We start from the raw sequence: 18240 nt of genomic DNA, 5'->3' as shown, positions 1-18240 counted from the left end.
CGTGCTCACTTCGTCGCCAGCTCGTGCGACGCCAGCTTCGCGACGTCGATGGTCCCCATGTCGGTCACCACGATGTCGGCCCCCTCGGCCGCGAGCGCGTCGGAGTCGTCCGCGCGGGCGACCCCGATCGCGGCGAACTCGCCGGCCTTGGCCGCCTGGATGCCGTTCGTGGCGTCCTCGCAGACGAAGGCGTCGCCCGGGTCGACGCCGAGCTCCTTCGCCGCCGTCAGGAAGATCTCCGGGTGGGGCTTGCCCTGGGCGAAGTCGCGGCCGGAGACGTCGACGTCGAAGACCTCGTGCAGGTTCCCCGACCCGCCGTAGTTGGCCAGGTCGATCTTCTCCAGGAAGAGCTTCGCGTTCTTCGACGACGAGGCCGCGGCGATCGGGATGCCCGCCTCCTTCACCGCGATCACGAAGCGGACGGCGTCCTCGTACGCCGAGAACCGTCCCTCCTTGATCAGGCGGATGATCATGTCCTGCTTGTACTCGCCGTACTCGGCCACGCGGGACTCGATGTCCGGCACGCCGAAGTACTCCAGGGCCGCGGTCGCACCGGCCTTGCGCGGCTTCCCGGACATCCGCTGGTGGTAGACCTCGGAGGTGAAGCCCTCCCGCGTCCAGGAGGTCTGCTCGCGGATGTCGGACCAGGGGCCCTCCATGAGCTCCTGGAGCGACTCCCGCCAGGCCTGCTCGTGCGGGGAGTCGACGAGCACACCGTCGACGTCGAAGATGCCGCCCCGGAAGGCGCCGTTCGCTGCCACTTCTCCTCCTCAGACGTGCTCGAGCTCGGACTGCACGGACGGGTCGGCGAAGTCGTCCCGGAGGCGCACCGCGGCCCGGTCCCCCGCGCCCATCTCCCGCACCTCGCCGCCGATCCCGACCTTGATCGGGTGCGAGAAGCCCTCCGTCGCCACCTCGACGACCAGCTCTCCGCCGGCGACCGACACGTGCAGTGACGTGCCCTGGAAGACCATCGAGTAGCGCAGCCCGTCGAGTCGCGAGGTGACGCGCGGCGCGAAGTGCAGGACGCCGTCGCGCACGTCGCACCCGACGTAGGCGCGCTGCAGGAGGTCGAGGGTCCCCGACATGACCCCCATGTGGATGCCCTCCTTGGTCGTGCCGCCCTGCACGTCGCCCACGTCGGACTCCAGCGCGACCAGGAACCGCTCCCACGACGACGTCGGGTCGATGCCGGCCAGCACCGAGGCGTGCGCCACCAGCGACAGCGTCGAGCCGTGCGAGGTGCGGTGGTCGTAGTAGTCGATCGCGCGGCGGGCGAAGTCGGGATCGTCGGCGACCTCGCCGTAGCCGAGGCGGTCCAGCGTCTCGCGCAGCTCGACGTCGGAGAACAGGAAGAACAGCATCACCGCGTCGGCCTGCTTGGCGACCTTGTAGCGGTCCGGGTCGTCGCCCTCGGCCTTGAGGATGCGGTCCATGCGCTGGATGTTGGTGTGCCGGGCCCGGTAGCCCTCCCAGTCCAGCTCCTCGAGCGCCTCGTAGCCCTCGAACTGGCTGACCACGCGGTGGCCGTCGCCCACGTCGTGGGTCGGCACGTACATCAGCCGCGTCATCTCCTCCCAGCGCGCGATCTCGGCGTCGGTGATGCCGAGGCGGCTGCGCAGGGCCCGGCGGCGGCTGCCGGTCAGCAGGTCGAGCACCTTGGGCGCGGTCGAGCAGATCCACGCGACCATGACGTTGGTGTAGGCGTTGTTGCGCAGGCCCCCGGTCTCCGCGCCCGGGTAGCCCTCGTGGAACTCGTCCGGCCCCATCACGCCGTGGATCTCGTAGCGCCCGGTCTGCGGGTTCTTGTGCGCGATCGAGGCCCAGAACCGGGCGATCTCGAGCATCAGCTCGGCGCCGTAGTCGCGCAGGAACTCCAGGTCGTCGGTGGCCTGGTAGTACTGCCAGACGTTGTAGAAGATCGCCGCGTTCACGTGGCGCTGGTTGTGCGAGTGGTCCGGGTCCCACTGCCCCGAGAGCGGGTTGAGGTGGACGACCTGGGTCTCCTCGGTGCCGTCCGAGCCCGACTGCCACGGGAACATCGCCCCCGAGTAGCCGGCCTCCGCGGCGGCGGCGCGGGCCTCGGCGAGGCGCCGGTACCGGTACATCAGCAGCCCGCGCGTGATCTCGGGCAGCCGGAAGTTGAGGAACGGGTAGACGTAGAGCTCGTCCCAGAACACGTGACCGCGGTAGGCCTCGCCGTTGAGCCCCCGCGCCGGGACCCCGGCGTCGTGGCGGGCGGTGTGCCGGGAGCAGACCTGCAGGACGTGCGCGGTGTGGAAACGCAGCAGCAGCTGGACGCGGGGTTCGGACGGCAGGTCGATCGCGCAGACGTCCCAGAGCTCGGTCCAGGCCGACTCGTGCTCGGCGAAGGCCTCGGCGAAGTCGGGGTAGCGCTCGACGTGGCGCCCGGCCGCGGTCAGCGTCTCGGTGATCGCGTTGTCGTGGCTGGTGAAGAACGACACCAGCTTCTCGACCTTGATGGCCTCACCCTCGTGCGCCTCGAGGTCGAGCACCTGCTGGATGTAGTCGTTCATCTGGTGCAACGTGCGCTTCGGCTCGACGGCCTGCCACGAGCGTCCGCGGCTGCGCGCCACCCGGGTGCGGGCGGCCTCGGAGACGTAGAGGTTCGACTGCCGGGTGCGCACCTTCAGCGCGATGATCTCCGGCCCGAAGGTCCGCGGGCTGACCGGGTCGAGGTGGCGGCCCTCGAGGTCGCGGTAGCGGGCGACCATGGTGTTGTCGACGCGGCCGTCGATCGCGGTGACGATGCCGATCTGACCGGACCAGTTCTCCGGGGTCAGCACCCACTCCAGCGCCGCCTGGTGGCTGTGCGCCATCGACACGAAGCGGCGGCTCCGCAGCGTGGACTCCCGGCCCTTGCGGTCCCGGAAGCGCATCGTGCGCGTGACCAGGGCGGTGCGGATGTCGTAGGAGTGCTCGTAGTCCAGCACCTCGACGTTGTCGAGGGTGATGGCCTCCTCGCCCTCGATGCGCAGCATCAGGGTGAGCCAGTTCGGGAGGTTGACCAGGTCCTCGTTGAGCACCGGGCGCCCGCCGAGGATCGTCGTCTCGCGGTTGTAGGCGCCGTGGGCGTAGGTCCCGGCGTAGTGCCTGGGCGGGTCGGTCTCCTCCCACTCCGCGGCGCCGCGGGTGCAGAAGTAGCCGTTGCCCGTCGAGGACAGGGCCTCGCGCAGGCCCTCCTCGTCGGCGTCGAGGCCGCGCCAGGTGAGGGTCCAGCCTTCGGACTGCTCGTCGGTGGTCACCGTCGTTCTCCTCCTACTGCCTGACTCAGGTGTCAGCGGGCGAGCTGGTCGAGGAAGGCGCCGACCGCGTCGACGTCGGCGAGCACCGCGGCGGCGGCGGTCTCGCGGGCGTCGGCGTCGGCCGGGTCGATCACGAGCACCCCGAGCCCGCCGTCGGCGATGCTCGGGGCGGAGAAGGCGTCCTCGTCGGTGATGTCGTCGCCGACGTAGATCGGCAGGACGCCGGGCGCGCGCAGGTCGAGCACGTCGAGGAGGTGCTCGACGGCCCGGCCCTTGTTCCAGTCGATCTTCGGCTGGATCTCGTGGACGAACTTGCCGGGCGTCACCCGCAGCTCGCCGGGGTGCGCGGCGAGGACGTCGTCGACGACCCGCTGCACCTGCGCGTGGGCGGACTCCTCGACCGCGCGGTAGTGCAGGGCCACCGAGGCGTGCTTGGGCTCGACGAGCGTGCCCTCGATCCCCGCGGCGCGCTCCTGGACCTCCCGCGTGACCTCGGCGACGAGCTCCTCGAAGCCCTCCGAGGCGTCATGGGTGATCCGGCCCGTCTCCGGGCTGTGGATGTCGAAGCCGTGACTGCCGGCCACCACGAGGTCGTCGAGCCCCATGAGCTGCGAGATCACCGGCCGGTCGCGGCCCGAGACCACGCACACGCTGGCGCGCTTCGCGAGCTCGGAGACGATGCGGCGCATCTCGTCGGTCATGATCGCGTCCATCGGACGGTCCACGATCGGGGTGAGCACCCCGTCGTAGTCCAGGAAGACCGCGTAGGACGAGTCCGCTGCGCCCCGCTCGGTGAGCACGGTGCCCGGATCGGGCAGCTGGGACGCTCGCGCGCTCATCGATGCGACCTCCACGTCGGCGTGCGCCCCGGGCCACCCGGGAGAGTTCCCGGCAGGCTTGTGACGCTCTTCACAGGCTAAATCCGACACGTTGCGCGGTCAACCGATGAACGCGTCGACGTCGATCTTGGCACGCGTGTGGTGCCCCGGCACGGGCTCCCGCACACCGTCAACCGCGCGATGTGAGGACGTGTTCGAGCGCCAGGGCGACGGCGCCGAGGACGTGGGCGTGCGCGCCGAGCCGGGCCGTCGTCAGCTCCACGCCGTCCGCCGCCCCGGGGAGCGCCCAGCGCTCCAGCGCGGCGCGCATCGGGTCCAGCAGGAGCTCTCCCGCCTGGGCCAGCTCGCCGCCGACGACGATGCGCTCCGGGGTCAGGACGCTGCACAGCCCGCCCAGCGCCCGCCCCACCTGCCCGCCGGTGTCGGCCAGCACGCGGCGCGACGGCGCGTGCCCGCCCCGCGCCCGCGCCACCACCTCGGAGACCGTGAGGGGGGCGCCGAGCAGCGGCTCGAGGAGGCCGACGACGGTGGCGGTGGAGGCCCACGTCTCGAGGCACCCGCGGTTGCCGCACCGGCACACCGCGCCGCCGGGTGGCCCACCCGAGTCGTCCACGACGACGTGCCCGAGCTCGCCCGCCGTCCCGGCCCGCCCCCGGTACGGCCGGCCGCCGAGCACCAGACCGGCGCCCACGCCGTCGGAGAGCTTGAGGTAGATGCCCTCCTCCACGTCGTACAGCGCTCCCCAGGCCTGCTCGGCGAGGGTGCCGAGCAGGGCGTCGTTGTCCACGACGACCGGCACGCCGAGCCGGTCCGCGGCGACGGGCGCGGCCCGGATGCCCACCCAGCCGGGAAGGATGCCGGGCTCGCCCACGGCACCGGTCCGGGCGTCGACCGGGGCGGGCAGGCCGATCCCGACGGCGAGCAGGTCGGCCTCCTGCCGGCCGGCGGCCGCGAGCGCGTCGGCGAGCAGCGCGGCGGCGGCGTCGAGGCCGTCCGCCGCCTCGTGTCCCTCCGGGAGGTCGGTGGAGCGTTCGGCGAGCAGGCGTCCCGGGGCGTCGGCGCCGTCGTCGCCGCTGGGCGTGGAGGACGCGCACACCCCCACGCGCACGTGGCGGTGACCGAAATCGATGCCGGCGACGACGCCCGGGATCGGGGCGAGCCGGACGACCCGCACCCGCCGTCCTCCCCGCACCGCGGTCGAGGCGGTCAGCCGGCCCTCGCGGCCGAGGTCGCGCACGATGTTCGAGACGGTCGCGGGGGCGAGGCCGGTCGCGGCGGCGATGCCGGACTGCGTCGGCTCCCCGGCCGCGAGGACGGCGTCGAGCACGCGGCGACGGTTCGCCTCCCGCAGCCCGGCCGGTGAGCCGGGCCCCACCGTGTTCATCCGATGAACTTAACGCTTCCAGTGTTCTGTGTCACCATCGGTCCGCACATCGGCGGACGACGCTCGCGGAGCGGCGCGGACGGAGCAGCACTAGCGTCCGTCCGTGTGAGCGATTCGGACCCGGACCTCGCCGATCTGCGCCAGTCCGTGATCGACGCGCTGGCCGCGGGTCGGACCGCGGCGCAGGTCTACGACCACGAGGGCCGGCTGCGCTGGGTCTCCGAGCAGATGCTCCAGCTGGCGGGCGCGGACCCGGAGACCGAGGTCGGCCACGGGATGCACGTCGACGAGGGCCTGGAACTGCCGGTGTGGCGGTCCATGCTCACCGAGGAGACCCGCGCACAGCTGCGGCGCGACCTGGGGCGGCGGCTGGACCCCGGGGCCGACCTCCCGCCGGTCTGGGTCTCCACCGTGGCGCTGCACCTGGCCCACCGGGAGCGTCCGGTGGGGATGCTCGGCCTCTCGGTCCGCACGCGGGACGGCACGCTCGCCGGGACCGCGACCGTCTTCGCGCCGCTGCTCCCCGCCCGCGTGCTCGCCCTGGTCAGCGAGGGCGACGAGGCCATGTTCACGCGGATGGCCGACCTGACCGAACCGGGTCGCCGTCCCACCGCCGTGCTCTTCGCCGACATCGACTCGTCCGGGCCGCTGTCGCGCCGGCTGCCGACCCCCGCGTACTTCGACCTGATCCGGCGCTTCACCACGGCGTTCGACGACCTGGTCGCCCGGCACGGTGGGATCGTCGGGAAGCACGCCGGCGACGGGGCCAGCGCGTTCTTCCTGGCCGAGGACGGCGAGTCGCCGGCGGCCCGCGCCGCGCTCGCGGTCGCCCTGGCGCTGCCCGGCGAGATGGAGGCGATCGTCGCCGACCTCGCGGACGCCGGGGTGGGCGTGGAGGCGTGCCGGGTCAACCTCGGCGTCCACTGGGGGGCCGACCTCTACATCGGCCAGATCGTCACGGGCGGCCGCCTGGAGGTCACCGCGCTCGGCGACGCGGTGACCGAGTGCGCCCGGGTGGAGCACGTCGCGACGGGCGGACAGACGCTGGCGTCGAAGCCCCTCGTCGAGCGCCTCACGCCCGACGACGCCGCGGCCCTCGGCATCGAGCCGCTGCACCTGACCTACCGTCCCCTCGGCGAGCTCGCCGGCGACGACGGGAAGGCGGTCCGCGACGCGGGGACCCTCGCGGTCGTGGACCTGACCCGACCCGCCTGAGACTGTCGGACCCCTCGGGCACAGTGCCGACCATGACCGATCTGCGGGGTTCAGTCGTCGTGGTGGCGGGGGCGACCCGGGGGGCCGGGCGCGGGATCGCGGCCGCGTTCGGCGAGGCGGGGGCGACCGTGGTGTGCACCGGCCGGTCCAGCCGCTCCGGGCGCGCGGACGTGGTGTCGGACTACGCGGGGCGTCCGGAGACGATCGAGGGCACCGCGGAGCTGGTCACGGAGCTGGGCGGCACCGGGGTCGCGCGGCAGGTCGACCACCTGGAGCCCGACCGGGTGGCGGCGCTGGCCGCGGAGCTGCGGGCGGAGTACGGCGGCATCGACGTGCTGGTCAACGACATCTGGGGCGCGGAGGACCTCAAGGGCGCGCCGCCGGAGTGGAACACCCCGGTCTGGGAGCACGACCTCGCGGTCGGCCTGCGCATCCTGCGCCTCGCGATCGACACCCACCTGATCACCTCGCACCACCTGCTGCCGCTGCTGCTGGAGCGGTCCGGCGGGCTCGTCGTCGAGGTCACCGACGGCACCACGGCCTTCAACGCGGAGAACTACCGGATCTCCGCGTACTACGACCTCGCGAAGGTCGCGGTCAACCGCCTCGGCTGGTCGCAGGGCCACGAGCTGACCCCTCACGGGGCGATCGCGCTCGCGGTGACACCGGGCTGGATGCGCTCGGAGCTGATGCTCGAGGCCTACGGGGTCACCGAGGAGACCTGGCGCGACGCGCTGGAGCGGGCCCCGGAGGGATTCGCGCAGTCCGAGACGCCGCGCTTCGTCGGGCGCGGCATCGCGGCACTGGCCGCCGACCCGGACCGGGCCCGGTGGAACCAGGCCTCGGTGACGGCGGGCGAGCTGGCCCGGGCCTACGGCGTCACCGACCTCGACGGGACGCAGCCCGATGCCTGGGCCCTGCACTGACCAGGAGTCACCAGCCGCGGGCGCCCAGCCACGCCTGGCTGACGCTCCGCCGCACCTGGTTGCCGAGCGAGCTCACGCCGCCGATGTCGTAGGCGTGGTTCGCGTAGGGGATGCGCACCAGGGTCGCGTCCACCCCCGTCGCCCGGGCCGCGTCGACGAAGGCCGCGACCCCGTCCGGCGGCACCAACTCGTCGTCGGTGGGCGCCAGGACGAGGGTCGGGGGCGCGGCCGGCGTGATCGCCGGGACGCCCGCGACGGCGGTGTACCGGTCCGGGACCTGCTCCGGGGTCCCGCCGGTGTAGGCCTCCTGGAAGCCGCGCGCGGCGTTGCCGGGGTCGCCCGGGACCCGTCCCTCCTCCCACGCGCCCGCGGGATCGACGGCCGGGTACTGCACGAGCACCCCTCGTGGGACCGGGACGCGCCCGCCGCACGCGGACGCCTGGGTTCCCGACGCCGCGTGGTACGCGACCGACACCGCGAGCTGCCCGCCTGCCGAGTCCCCGGAGAGCACGAGCCGGGACGGGTCGCCGCCCTGCCCCGGGGCGAGCGCCGCGACCTGCGCGAGTGCGCACGCGACCTGGGCGCCCGCGAGGTCCCAGGTCGGGCGGTCGCGCGTGGCGAGCGTGTAGCCGACGCTCACGACGAGGCGCCCCTGGTCGGCGAACCACCGCATGTCCGCGGAGTTGTCCAGCTCCGACCCGCCGACCCAGCCGCCGCCGTGCACGTACACGAACACCGGGACGGGACCGCGGGCGCCGCCGGGGCGGTACACCGCGGCGTGCAGCGGCGCCCCGTCCGGGCCGGTGCCGTACTGCGGGTAGCCGTCCGGGACGGACCCCCCGCCGTGCGGGTCGACGGCCCGGACCAGGTCGACCGACCCGCCCGCCTGCCCGGCCGCGCTCACCACCAGCCCGACCACGACGCCGAGCGCGACGGTGCCGACCCCGCCCAGCACGGCGACGACGGTCCCCGCCCGGCGCAGCCGCAACCGCACCACCAGGGCGAGGAGCACCACGACCAGCCCGACGACCACGAGCGTCGGCCCGTATCCCGGCACCGTGATCGTCGCGTAGCCGGACAGCGGGCCGAGCCCGGGCACCAGGGCACCCAGCGCGATCAGCACCACGGCCAGCGCCGCGAGGCCGAGCACGACCAGCGCCACGCCGGCCAGGAGGGCGCCGGCGAGCCGTCGGCGGGGGGCGCGGGTGGGCGTCACGGGCACGCAGACTACGGGCGCACCCTGGGGCGGCGACCGGGCTCAGCGATCACGGTCCCGCGGTCGGGTGATGGGCAGCTCCACCAGGTAGCGGTCCGCCCGCACGAGCGCGTCCACCCATTCCACGACCTCGCCGGACTCGTCCCGCGAGGTCCGGACGAACCGCCAGGCGGGGCTGCCGTCCGCGACCTCGAGCAGCGCGGCGTCCTGTCCGGCGACGAGCACCGGCTCCACGGTCTGGGTGCCGTCGACGACGCGGCGGCCGTAGCGCGCGGCCAGCAGGTCGTACCACGAGGCCCCGTCGTCGAGCTCCCGGCCGGCGAGGTCGGGTGCGACCGTCCGCGCGACGTGGAGGAGCTCCCGGGCCATCGGCTCCCCGTCGGCCAGGCGCAGGCGCGCCACCCGCAGGACCTCCTCCCCCGGCTCGACGGCCAACGCGGCGGCGAGGTCGTCGTCGGCGACGATCTCGTCGCTCCACAGCAGCCGGCTGTCGGGTCGCAGCCCGCGGCGCGCCATGTCGTCACGGAAGGAGAGCGCGTCGAGCGGCTGGGCGGGCGCGGTGCGCCGGGCGTAGGTGCCGGCGCCGTGGCGGCGCTCCACGACGCGCCGGCTGGTCAGCTCGGCGAGCGCGAGCCGCACCGTGGAGCGCGACACCGCACAGGTCTCGGCGAGCTCGCGCTCCCCCGGCAGCAGCGCACCGGGGCCGAGGGCGCGGCAGAGCCGCTCCACCTCGGTCTGCACCTGGGAGACCCGGGACTGGGGCACACCTCTGGTCCTACCACGACTTGCCGGTACCGCGGGTACCCGCAACCGCTTACGTGGCCGCGCCCCGCCGACGGGCACGGTGGTTGGCGACGTTGACACGGTTCCCGCAGTGGCCGGGCATGCAGTACCGGCGCCGGCCCGGCCGGCTGGTGTCGACGAAGACCCCGGAGCAGGTGTCCGACGAGCAGGGCCGGAACCGTTCCGGGCCGAGGTGCCGCTGCACCGCGAGCAGGCCCAGCCCACCGACCACCCCGAGCACCTCGGCGACCCCACCGTCCTCCGGCAGCACCGCGACCCACTCGTCGCCGTCGAGCGTGACGTGCCCGATCGCCCCGGTCAGCGCGGTCGCGCCCGCCACGCGCTCGTCCGCGTCCGCGGACTCGATCAGCGGCCGCAACCGGTCGCGCACGGCGTGCACCCCCGCGACGTCCACGGCCGGCACCCCGCCGAGCCCGTGCTCGTCCAGGAAGGCACGCAGGGCGTCCCGGTCGGGGAGCTGGTCGATCCCGCGCCACACGCCCGGCATCGTGTTGACGAGGTCGGTCGTGACGCCGGCCGACCACACGTAATCGTCAAAAGGTACTTGCATCCCTTACTCCACGGCCTCTACGGTAAGTGCGTAAGCCGCACTTTACCCCTTATCACGGAGGCCTTCCATGACCCCGTCGCCCCTCCCGAGCGTCCTCGTCGTCCCGGCGCGCCCCGACCCCCGGGGGCATGAGGCCGCCGCGCACGCCGCGCAGTTGCTGGTCGGTCTCGCCGTCGCGGACGTGGCCGACCCCGCCGACCTCACCGAACCGGGCCGTCTCGCCGCGGCCGACCACGTCGTCGTCCTCGACCCCGGGCACCTGCGCGCGCACGTCACGAACCACCCCGCCCTGACCGCCCCCGCCCGCGCGCGGGACCGCCTGGCCCTGCTGCGCCTGCTCCGGGACTCGCCGGGCCGGGTCCGCTGGGTCGGCCGCCCCGAGCAGTGGGAACAGTTCCGCGACGTCCTGCTCGCCCGCTCCACCACGACGCCGGTGAGCGTGCGATGACCGCGTCCCGGCCGGCCGCCGCCGGCATCCCGCCGGGCCACTTCCCCGGTCCGCCCGTCGCCGCGGGTCACGTCGCGCCCTGCCCGCGGCGGATCCGGGCCCGCGACGACGACGGGTGGGCCCTGGACACCATCCGGGCGCTCTACGTCTGGGAGCACCCGTACTACCCGCAGTACGCGGTGCCGCGCGCCGACCTCGCCGAGCGGCTCGCCGCCCGCGGGCACGCCGCCCCCGACCTGCCCGACCACGTCGTCGTCCCGCTGCACGACGACCTCGCGTGGTTCGAGGAGTCCGAGCCCGTCCACGGGCACCCGCGCAGCCCCTACGTGCGCGTCGACGCAGTGCGCTCCGACCGCACGGTCACCGTCCGGCTCCCGGGCTCCTCGGACCTCCTCGCGCGGTCGACCGCGCCGGTGGCGGTGTTCGAGACCGGGCTCCCGCCGCGGTGGTACCTCGACCCCGTCGACGTCGACCTCACCCGGCTCACGCCGACCGACACCGTGACCCGGTGCCCGTACAAGGGCGTCACCACCGCGTGGTGGGGCTCGGGCGACCTGGCCGACGTCGCCTGGAGCTACGGGTCCCCGACGCCGGCCCTCGCCGCGATCGCCGGACTGGTCGCGTTCGACGACACCCGGGTGGACGTCGAGGTGGACTGACCGAGGTCCGGCCAGATCCGCTGCAGCATGTGCCAGTCCTGCGGGTGCTCCGCGATCTCGCCCGCGAACGCGTCGGCCATCGCCTGGGTCGCGGCGGGCACGTCGTCGCGGGAGCCGACCGTGATCGGCTCGTGGATGCGGAACCCCCAGCCGCGCTCGGTGAACCAGCACCCGAGCGGGAGCAACGGTGCACCGGTCGCCGCCGCCAGCGAGGCCGGGCCGGGCGGCATCGCGGCGCGGTGCCCGAAGAAGTCGACGCCGACCCCGCGGTGGGAGAGGTCGCGATCCGCGACCAGGCACACGATCCGACCCGCCCGCAGGGCCCGGAGCAGTCCCCGCACGGGTGCCTCTGCCCCGGTCATCGGCAGGATCTCGAAGCCCAGGGACTCGCGGTAGGCCACGAACCGCTGGAACAACGACTCCGGACGCAGACGCTCGGCCACCGTGGCGAACCCGCCGTAGCGCTGCACCGCCCAGGCGCCGACCACGTCCCAGTTGCCGGAGTGGGTCAGCGCGACCACCGCGCCGCGTCCGCGGGCGAGCGCGGCGTCCAGGTGTTCGCGCCCGACGACGTCGTCGTCGACCTCGTCGGCCAGTGCCGTCACGTCCATGGCCGGCAGCCGGAACGCCTCGCGCCAGTAGCGCGCGTACGACCGGACGCCGGCCCGGGTCAGCTCGTCCAGGGCCTCGGCCGGGAGGTCCGGCCGCACCCGCGCGTAGTTCGCGCGCAGCCGCCGGACACCCGGCCCGCCGCGCCACGCGGCGAGGTCGGCGCCGAGGTCGAACGCGCCCCGGGCGACCGGCTCGGGCAGCTCCCGCACGAGCCGCCACCCGGCGGCGTACCCGAGGTCGGCGGCGCGCTCGGCGGCCGTCACCCGGCCTCCCGCGTGGGTTCCGGCGCGTCCGTCCGCCCGGTCGCGGCGCCGTACTGCTCGCGCGCCGAGACCCAGACCGTGTGCATCCGCTGCACGACGGTCACGACCGAGCCCACGGCGAGCAGCCACAGCGCGACGTCCACGGCCCACCACAGACCCAGTCCGGTCAGCCCGATGCCGGTGAGACCGAGGATCAGCCGCTCGGCCCGTTCGACGACCCCGCCCCCGCCACGCAGGCCGTCGGACTCCGCCCGCGCCTTCACGTAGGAGATCAACTGCCCGCTGACCAGACACACCAGGGCGAGCACGGCGACGAGCCACCGGTCCTGCGAGGCCGCCCAGAAGGCGATGCTGCCGAACACCGCGCCGTCGACGAACCGGTCGCACACCGAGTCGAGCACGCCGCCGAACGGGCTCGACACCCCGCGGGCGCGGGCCATGGCCCCGTCGAGGACGTCGAGCATCGCGAAGCCCCACACGATCATCGCGGCGGCGAAGAGGTGCCCGGTGGGGATCAGCCAGATCGCGAAGCCGGCGGCGCCCGCCGTCCCGAACGCGGTCATGGCGTCGGGGTGGAGGCCGCGGCGGACGAGCCACCGACCGGCCGGTTCGACGCTGCGGTTGACGGCCGCGCGTCCCCACTCGTTGATCATCGCTCGTCCTTCGAGATCTCGGCCCAGACCTCCGCCAGCCGTTCCCGGGTCTCCGCGAGCAGCGCCGGGATGACCTTCGTCTGGCCGATGACGGTGATGAAGTTGGCGTCGCCGCCCCAGCGGGGGACGACGTGCTGGTGCAGGTGGTCGGCCAGTGACCCCCCGGCGACGTGGCCGAGGTTGATCCCGACGTTGAACCCGTGCGGCGCGGACATCGCCCGCAGCGCGCGCACCGCCTGCTGCGTGAAGCGCATCAGTTCCGACGACTCGTCGTCGGTGAGCTCGTCGAGCTCGGCGACGTGCCGGTAGGGCACCACCATGAGGTGCCCCGGGTTGTAGGGGTGCAGGTTGAGCACCGCGTACACCTGCTCGCCACGGGCCACGACGAGGCCGTCGGCGTCGGACCGGCCGGGGATGGCACACAGCGGGCACCCGCCGTCGACCTCACCGGTGCCCTGCTCCCCGGCGATGTAGGCCATCCGGTGCGGGGCCCAGAGCCGGCGGAAGCCGTCCGGGGTGCCGGCACCGTTCAGTTCGTCGGCCCCCGCCGGGTGCCGGACGGGCACCCCGGAGTCGGGCCGCCCCGGCTGGGGCGGCAGCCCGTCACCCGTGGTCATGCCACTCCGGCCCCGGCCACCCGCGGACCGAACGACGCCTCGTCCGGGGAGGTGTTCTCCCGGGTCGCGACCCAGTCGGCCAGCGCCTCGACCGCGGTGTCCACCGGCACGCCGTTGACCTGGCTGCCGTCGCGGAACCGGAACGAGACCGCGTCGGCCTCGGCGTCCTTCCCGCCCGCGAGCAGCAGGAACGGCACCTTCTGCAGGGTGTGCGTGCGGATCTTCTTCTGCATGCGGTCGTCGGAGTGGTCCGCCTCGACCCGCAGCCCGAGCGCCCGGAGCTTCCCGACGATGCCGTCGACGTGGTCCGCCTGGTCGTGCGACACCGGGATCGCCACGGCCTGCACCGGGGCGAGCCAGGCCGGGAACGCGCCGGCGTAGTGCTCGGTGAGCACGCCGAAGAACCGCTCGATCGACCCGAACAGCGCGCGGTGGATCATCACCGGACGCTGCCGCGAGCCGTCCGACGCGGTGTACTCCAGCTCGAACCGGTCGGGCAGCATCAGGTCGACCTGGATCGTCGACATCTGCCAGTAGCGCCCGATCGCGTCCTTGGCCTGCACGCTGATCTTGGGGGCGTAGAAGGCGGCGCCGCCCGGGTCGTCGACGAGGTCGAGGCCGAACGACGACGCGGCCTCCCGCAGCGCGTCGGTGGCCTCCACCCACTCCTCGTCGGACCCGATCGACTTCTCCGGGTTGCGGGTGGAGAGCTCGAGGTAGAAGTCGTCGAGGCCGTAGTCGCGCAGCAGGCCCAGGACGAACTCCAGCAGCGAGGTGATCTCCCCGGCCATCTGGTCGCGCGTGCAGTAGATGTGCGCGTCGTCCTGGGTGAAGCCCCGGGCGCGGGTCAGGCCGTGCACCACGCCGGACTTCTCGTACCGGTACACGGTGCCGAACTCGAAGAGCCGCAGCGGCAGTTCGCGGTAGGACCGCCCACGCGACCGGTAGATCAGGTTGTGCATCGGGCAGTTCATCGGCTTGAGGTAGTAGTCGACGGCGGCCCGCTTGAGCTCGCCGTCGGGACCCCGCTCCTCGTCGAGCTGCATGGGCGGGTACATGCCCTCCGCGTACCACTGCAGGTGCCCGGAGAGCTCGAACAGCGAGCCCTTGGTGGCGTGCGGGGTGTTGACGAACTCGTAGCCGGCCTCGGCGTGCCGCTGCCGCGAGTAGTCCTCCAGCTCCTTGCGGATCACCCCGCCCTTGGGGTGGAACACCGCGAGGCCGGAGCCGATCTCGTCGGGGAAGCTGAACAGGTCGAGCTCGGAGCCCAGCCGCCGGTGATCGCGCCGCTCGGCCTCGGCGAGGCGCTCCAGATAGGCGTCCTGGGCCTCCTGGGACTCCCACGCGGTGCCGTAGATGCGCTGCAGCTGGGCGTTGCGCTGGTCGCCGCGCCAGTAGGCCGCCGCGCTGCGGGTGACCTTGAAGGCCGGGATGTACCCGGTGGTGGGGACGTGCGGTCCGCGGCACAGGTCGCCCCACACCCGCTCGCCGGTGTGGGCGTGGATGTTGTCGTACGCGGTGAGCTCCCCCGCGCCGACCTCCATGATCTCGGAGTCCTGGTCCGCGTCGGTGCCCTTGAGGTCGACCAGCTCGAGCTTGAAGGGCTCGTCCTCCAGCTCCGCGCGGGCCTCGTCCAGCGAGGCGTACTCACGACGGGCGAACCGCTGCTTGGCCTTGATGATCTTCTTCATCGACTTCTCGAGGTCCGCGAGGTCCTCGGGCGTGAACGGGGTGTCCACCGCGAAGTCGTAGTAGAAGCCGTCGGCCACGGGCGGGCCGATGCCGAGCTTGGCGTCCGGGAAGCGCTGCTGCACGGCCTGCGCGAGCACGTGCGCGGCGCTGTGCCGGATGACCGCCCGGCCGTCCTCGGTGTCGGCCGCGACCGGGGTGACGTCGACGTCCTCCTCCGGCGCCCACGCCAGGTCCTTGAGGGTGCCGTCGGGGGCCTTCACGACGACGACGGCCTGCGGTCCGCTGCCCGGGAACCCGGCCTCGCGCACGGCCGCACCCGCCGTCGTGCCCGCGGCGACCCGGACGTGCTGGGTGGAGGCGGGCGAGGCAGGCGAGGACACGGCGGAACTCCTGGGTCGAGGGTCCGGTGGGTACCCACCGGGTGCGTGTCCAGCCTATCGAGCGCCGGCGACCCCGTTCGGGGGCGGCGGCCGGTGCCCCCGCACCCCGACCAGGAACGCCTCCACCGCCCGGACGACGAGCATCGTCCGCGGGGTCGGCAGCGCGTCGAACCCGTGCTGGGCGTGCGGCAGCTCGGCGTACGCGACGGGCGCCCGGGACACCGCGCGCAGCGCCCGGACGAAGCCCCGGCTCTGCTCCGGGACGACGACGGCGTCCCCGGTCCCGTGCAGCACGAGGAACGGCGGCGCGTCCGCCGACACCCGGTGGGTCGGCGACGCGTCCGCCCAGTCCTCCGGCGTCCCGGACATCATCGTCTCGGCCAGCAGCTCGTCGAGGGTCCCGCTGCCGTCGTCGACGGTGAGGTCGTAGATGCCGTAGAGCGTGACGGCGGCGTGCACCCCGCCGTCGGTCAGCGCGGCGAGCGCCGCCAGGTGCGCGCCGGCCGAGCCCCCGGAGACGGCCACGAACGACGGGTCTCCCCCGTGCTCGCCGACGTGCTCGTGCACCCAGCGCAGCGCCGCGCGCACGTCGTCGATCTGCGCCGGCCAGCGGTGCGCGGGCCCGAGACGGTAGTTCACCGAGACGCCGACCCAGCCGCGCGAGACGAGGAAGGCGAGCAGCGGGTTCGCGTCGCCCTCCTTGGTCCCCGACGACCACGCCCCGCCGTGGATCTCCACCACGACGGGGGCCTGGGCGTCGTCGGGCAGGGCGGGGTGGCGCCAGACGTCGAGGAGGTTCGCCCGCCCGTGCGGGCCGTAGGGGACGTCGCGGGCACCGGCGGCCCGGAAGCGGCGCGGCGCGGTGATCGCCCGCGGGGAGAGCCAGGCCGGCGGTTCCGGATCCGGCGACCGGGTCCCGAGGGCCGCCGACAGCGCGTCGCGCAGCACCCCGTCGGTCGCCCGCGCCCGCCGGTCCAGCTCGACCAGCCCCAGCACCGACGCCCCGGCGAGCGCCAGCCCGACCCGGCCGGGCCCCGAGCGCCACGCCCCGCGCCGGGCCGCGGACAGCGCGACGGCCCCGGTGAGCGCGGCCGTCGGCCGGGGCAGCTCCGTGGCGAAGGCCGCCAGCAGCGAGGCCCCGACCGCCGCGGGCCAGCGGCGGGTCAGGGGCCGGAAGCCCGCCGTCGCGACCAGCGCGGCCGACACCCCACCCAGCACCGCGGTGGCCGCGGCCCGTCTCCCGTGCGCCGGCACCCCCACCTCCTCGTCGTGATCCAGTGTCCGCGTCCGGGGCAGGCCGGACGATCGGCGGGGCCTGTGAGGTCCCTGTGGTCCGGATCGCCGGATTCCCCCGGTCGGCCCGGTCTGGGCCACAATGGCGCCGTGGCGGACGAGGCGAGGGCCGAGGCGGAGGTGCGGGCGGACGAGCCCGCCCGCACGCCCCTGCGCGCGGTGGACGGCTGCGCCCACACCGACCCGTCCCGCCGTCATCCCTGGGCCGACGTCCCGCCCGAGGCCGCCGACCGGATGCGTGCGGTCATCCTCGACACCGGCGACGACATCATCGAACAGGTCCGCGCGCAGATCGCCGAGTACGCCCTGTCGATGAACGGCGTGTTCGGCCAGAACATCCGCCGGGGGGTGTCGGTGGCGCTGGAGCAGTTCCTGCAGCTGCTCGGCACCGACGACGACCTGCCCGACACCCGCGTCTACTTCGAGCTCGGCCGGGTGGAGCACCGGCACGGCCGGACGATGGACGCGCTGCAGAGCGCCTACCGCGTCGGCACCCGCGTCATGTGGCGGCGCATCTCGGCGGGCAGCGACGCCTACGGCCTGGACTCGGACGGCATCTTCCGGCTGGCCGAGGCGCTCTTCGAGTACACCGAGCAGCTCGCCGCGGCGTCCGTGGCCGGCTACGCGCACGAGCAGAGCCTCACCGCGGGCTCCCGCCAGGCCCGCCGGCACACCCTGGTCGCGACGCTGCTCCGCACCCCGCCGCCGGAGGGCCCCGAGCTCGAGCGGCTCGCCCGCGACGCGGAGTGGTCGCTGCCGCGGTCGCTCGCGGTCGTCGTGTGCGACGAGGAGGCCCTGCAGGCGGTCTTCCGCCGCATGCCCCCGGACGTGCTCGGCGCGCGGGTCGACGGGCTCGGCGTGCTCGTCGTCCCCGACCCGGACGCACCCGGGCGGGCCGACTACCTCGCCGACGCCACCGCCGGCGTCCCTGCGGTCGTCGGACCGTCGGTGCCGGTCGACCTCGTCGCCCGCACCGTGGCCCGGGCCCGCAGCGCGTGGCCGTTGGTGGCGGCCGGGGAGATCTCCGTTCCCGACGACGAGCCCTCCCGGGGCTCCCGTCCGCCGTCGGGCCTGGTCCGCGCGGACGACCACCTGCTCAGCCTGCTCCTGCACGCCGACGTCTCCGTGACGACCGACCTGGTCGCCCAGCGCCTGGAACCGCTGCGGCGCATGACCTCCTCCGCCCGCGACCGCGCGGTGGAGACCCTGCGGGCGTGGCTGGATGCGCACGGGGACGTGGCCGAGACCGCGGGCACGCTGCACGTGCACCCGCAGACGGTCCGCTACCGGCTCGCGCGGCTCAAGGAGTCGTTCGCCGGGGCCCTCGACGACCCGGTCGCCCGCCTCGAGGTCGCGCTGGCGCTCCGCTTCGGGGGGCCGTTCGCGGAGCCCGCCGTCGAGGGCTGAGTCGTCGAGGGCTGAC

17 protein-coding genes are annotated in these 18240 nt (G+C 74.4%); 5 read left to right on the top strand and 12 right to left on the bottom strand.

Annotation, left to right across the window (positions count from 1 at the left end):
- Positions 1–5: 5 nt before the first annotated feature.
- From QRT03_RS12250 to QRT03_RS12235, 4 genes are all read right to left on the bottom strand, one after another.
- Positions 6–761 carry an HAD family hydrolase gene (locus QRT03_RS12250; protein ID WP_286053073.1) on the bottom strand — a complete coding sequence of 252 codons (756 nt, stop codon included), beginning with the start codon at positions 759–761 and terminating at the stop codon, positions 6–8.
- 9 nt (positions 762–770) lie between these two features.
- The gene (locus tag QRT03_RS12245) at positions 771–3266 is read right to left on the bottom strand and encodes a glycoside hydrolase family 65 protein (RefSeq protein WP_286053072.1); all 2496 of its coding nucleotides are present in this window, start codon (positions 3264–3266) and stop codon (positions 771–773) included.
- Positions 3267–3298: 32 nt separating this feature from the next.
- The gene (otsB, locus tag QRT03_RS12240) at positions 3299–4105 is read right to left on the bottom strand and encodes a trehalose-phosphatase (protein ID WP_286053071.1); all 807 of its coding nucleotides are present in this window, start codon (positions 4103–4105) and stop codon (positions 3299–3301) included.
- 169 nt (positions 4106–4274) lie between these two features.
- Positions 4275–5489 carry an ROK family transcriptional regulator gene (locus QRT03_RS12235; protein WP_286053070.1) on the bottom strand — a complete coding sequence of 405 codons (1215 nt, stop codon included), beginning with the start codon at positions 5487–5489 and terminating at the stop codon, positions 4275–4277.
- Positions 5490–5594: 105 nt separating this feature from the next.
- Between QRT03_RS12235 and QRT03_RS12230 the strand changes: the two genes are divergently transcribed.
- Together QRT03_RS12230 and QRT03_RS12225 are read left to right on the top strand one after the other, a co-directional pair.
- Positions 5595–6704: an adenylate/guanylate cyclase domain-containing protein gene (locus tag QRT03_RS12230; protein ID WP_286053068.1), complete on the top strand. Its 1110-nt coding sequence runs from the start codon at positions 5595–5597 to the stop codon at positions 6702–6704.
- A gap of 32 nt (positions 6705–6736) precedes the next feature.
- Entirely contained in the window at positions 6737–7630 is an 894-nt protein-coding gene (locus QRT03_RS12225) for an SDR family oxidoreductase (protein WP_286053066.1), read from the top strand.
- Positions 7631–7637: 7 nt separating this feature from the next.
- Here the strand turns inward: QRT03_RS12225 and QRT03_RS12220 are convergent, their stop codons facing one another.
- The 3 genes from QRT03_RS12220 to QRT03_RS12210 are packed head-to-tail and all read right to left on the bottom strand — an operon-like array spanning position 7638 to position 10200.
- Positions 7638–8846, bottom strand: a complete 1209-nt coding sequence (locus QRT03_RS12220) for an alpha/beta hydrolase (protein WP_286053065.1) — start codon at positions 8844–8846, stop codon at positions 7638–7640.
- Between the two features lie 42 nt (positions 8847–8888).
- Positions 8889–9611, bottom strand: coding sequence for a GntR family transcriptional regulator (locus tag QRT03_RS12215; RefSeq protein ID WP_286053064.1), 723 nt, complete (start codon positions 9609–9611; stop codon positions 8889–8891).
- 49 nt (positions 9612–9660) lie between these two features.
- Positions 9661–10200, bottom strand: a complete 540-nt coding sequence (locus QRT03_RS12210) for a CGNR zinc finger domain-containing protein (RefSeq protein WP_286053063.1) — start codon at positions 10198–10200, stop codon at positions 9661–9663.
- A 67-nt stretch (positions 10201–10267) separates the two neighbouring features.
- On the opposite strand from QRT03_RS12210, the gene QRT03_RS12205 reads away from it, so the two are divergent.
- Positions 10268–10648 carry a hypothetical protein gene (locus QRT03_RS12205; protein ID WP_286053062.1) on the top strand — a complete coding sequence of 127 codons (381 nt, stop codon included), beginning with the start codon at positions 10268–10270 and terminating at the stop codon, positions 10646–10648.
- Positions 10645–11307: a DUF427 domain-containing protein gene (locus tag QRT03_RS12200; protein WP_286053061.1), complete on the top strand. Its 663-nt coding sequence runs from the start codon at positions 10645–10647 to the stop codon at positions 11305–11307. Before QRT03_RS12205 ends, QRT03_RS12200 begins: the two co-directional genes overlap by 4 nt.
- Here QRT03_RS12200 and QRT03_RS12195 read toward each other — a convergent pair.
- Genes QRT03_RS12195 through QRT03_RS12175 form a run of 5 tightly spaced genes read right to left on the bottom strand, consistent with a single transcriptional unit; the run spans position 11223 to position 16778 of the window.
- Positions 11223–12182: a phosphatidylinositol mannoside acyltransferase gene (locus QRT03_RS12195; RefSeq protein ID WP_286053060.1), complete on the bottom strand. Its 960-nt coding sequence runs from the start codon at positions 12180–12182 to the stop codon at positions 11223–11225. The genes QRT03_RS12200 and QRT03_RS12195 overlap by 85 nt on opposite strands.
- Entirely contained in the window at positions 12179–12835 is a 657-nt protein-coding gene (gene pgsA, locus QRT03_RS12190) for a phosphatidylinositol phosphate synthase (RefSeq protein WP_286053059.1), read from the bottom strand. The genes QRT03_RS12195 and pgsA overlap by 4 nt, the downstream gene beginning before the upstream one ends.
- Positions 12832–13452, bottom strand: a complete 621-nt coding sequence (locus QRT03_RS12185) for an HIT family protein (RefSeq protein ID WP_286053057.1) — start codon at positions 13450–13452, stop codon at positions 12832–12834. Before QRT03_RS12185 ends, pgsA begins: the two co-directional genes overlap by 4 nt.
- A complete protein-coding gene (thrS, locus tag QRT03_RS12180; protein WP_286053055.1) occupies positions 13449–15524 on the bottom strand; it encodes a threonine--tRNA ligase in 2076 nt (691 codons plus the stop codon). The genes QRT03_RS12185 and thrS overlap by 4 nt, the downstream gene beginning before the upstream one ends.
- A 54-nt stretch (positions 15525–15578) precedes the next feature.
- The gene (locus tag QRT03_RS12175) at positions 15579–16778 is read right to left on the bottom strand and encodes an alpha/beta hydrolase (protein WP_286053054.1); all 1200 of its coding nucleotides are present in this window, start codon (positions 16776–16778) and stop codon (positions 15579–15581) included.
- Positions 16779–16907: 129 nt separating this feature from the next.
- Here QRT03_RS12175 and QRT03_RS12170 point away from each other — a divergent pair, with 129 nt between their 5' ends.
- Positions 16908–18224, top strand: coding sequence for a PucR family transcriptional regulator (locus QRT03_RS12170; RefSeq protein ID WP_286053053.1), 1317 nt, complete (start codon positions 16908–16910; stop codon positions 18222–18224).
- The last annotated feature ends 16 nt before the right edge of the window (positions 18225–18240 follow it).

The sequence above is a fragment of the Actinomycetospora termitidis genome (assembly GCF_030286555.1).
Taxonomy (GTDB): domain Bacteria; phylum Actinomycetota; class Actinomycetes; order Mycobacteriales; family Pseudonocardiaceae; genus Actinomycetospora; species Actinomycetospora termitidis.
Note: the sequence above shows the minus strand (reverse complement) of the source record. Positions and strands in the feature narration are given on the sequence as shown.